This is a genomic window from Haloferula sp. A504, from assembly GCF_044385805.1.
Classification (GTDB): Bacteria; Verrucomicrobiota; Verrucomicrobiia; order Verrucomicrobiales; family Akkermansiaceae; genus Haloferula.
The window spans coordinates 1-1,637 of sequence record NZ_JBISBU010000139.1; the positions used below are offsets into that span (position 1 = coordinate 1).

A 1,637-nucleotide genomic window follows, 5' to 3' on the forward strand; every position below is an offset into this window, starting at 1 on the left:
AACCTTCTCGGTTCGTGCGGATGGCCTCGATGTCACTGAGTATTTCGATCTTTTGTTTTCCAGCATTGATGGTGCGAGGACTGGAATCGAGCGCTGGAGTGCTGACGAAGATGCCGAAGTGTCGCTGGAGTTGCGGAACGGGCTTGTCTTTGGAGAGGAGGTCTCCGACGCAGGCAGGGTCGTCGGCAAGGCCGGGTTCGAAGGCCATGTGGTCGATGGACGCTTGAATTTGCCTGGAGTCTACCTCGTGCTGAATGCCCGGCCGCAGGACGATGCAGAGGCCGTGACGATGGAGGTGCTGTTCAAGGGGAAAACCCTCGAACGCCGTGAGCTTCCCGGCGGCTGGGATGGTCGAATTTCCGTGGACGATCGTTACCTGAGCGAGTTGGGGGATCAGTGGCCACCCCGAGACTTGAGCTTCCGGTTTACCAAGCTGGGCTACAAACCGCTGGACCTGACGTGGGAAGAGGCAAGCACAGGCGAGTTCCCCGGCTTCAAGGAGGCAAAGGCGGAGATGGTGATCCGCTGGGAGGGTAGCACTTTCGGAACCGGCTATTCCTGCAGTGCCCTGCGCATCCTGGATGCCTTGGGAAAACCTGTCACCTCAGTAGAAGCCTCGATCAGTGAGCCCCAGTCGATGCTGTTGGGTGAGGGATCGTTCACCCTCCAGTTGATGGGAGAGCCTTGGTCTGCCGACGGGCTTGCTGGGGAAACGGGCTCTGAGAATCGAGAAGATCCGGTGCCCATTGCGGCCTGCACGCTTGAGGTGACATCAGAAGCGGTGGAGCAGGATCAGCCGATCTCGCTCGGTGTCCCGCTGACCATCCCCAGCCTCAGGGTTGAGTTTCCCGATCAATGGGTCGATTTCGCGGAGCTTGTGATCCGCCGCTCCGACACCCCAGCGGCATCGACCCCCATCATAGGCGGGGATCCGTATCAACTTTCGCTCGACCATTTCTGGCTGTTGGACTCTCGGGGGAGTCGTTTGTCGAGCATCACCCTGCCGCTCGATTCGATCGGGGCAACCGTCTCGGTGGACCGACGTGAGCGAAAGGCCGCAAAGGAGCTGAGCGTTCCGCTGACCGGAGGGGAGTATGAATACATCTTCGAGGGAACCACCCTGCCCCCGACGGTGTCGAGGGACGATGCCAAGGGGAGTTTCAAGGTGGATCCGGCGGTGGGCGTGTCGCTGAAGGCGCCGACCCCTTACGGAGGAGTTTTTCACGGAGAAATCCGCGCCCCCTCGGTTGGGGAATATGAGCGGCCCAAGGAGCCGGGTGACGTTGAGAAATCATGGTGGTGGAAAGAGGAGGGACTCATGCTGGATTTCTTCCACCCGGCCTGCGTTTCCGACGATGCATATGAGGCCCAGGTCGAAAAGAAGGCAAAGAACCGCAAACTGTATGGTAGTTTTCGGATGGACTACCGGAGGGGTGCCACCTCGGCAATGTTCACGATGTTCTCGCTCGGCACAAAACGCTACTGGTTCTGGTGGAGAATGAAACACTTGGGGATCGATGAGGAAACGGGTGAGGCGATCTGGTCCCTTGTTGAACAGATCTCTGGAGTTGAGCAGCCGAGTGGGAGCTTCAATGCCGATCCCAAAGAAGGAGGGACGCTCGATTTCTCAGGAATGA

The 1,637-nt window shown here is 58.9% G+C and carries 1 protein-coding gene; it reads left to right on the plus strand.

The features are described 5' to 3' along the window. Positions 1-1,637: hypothetical protein (locus ACG2LG_RS23800; protein ID WP_396263359.1), on the plus strand; the 1,637-nt coding region annotated here is incomplete at both ends.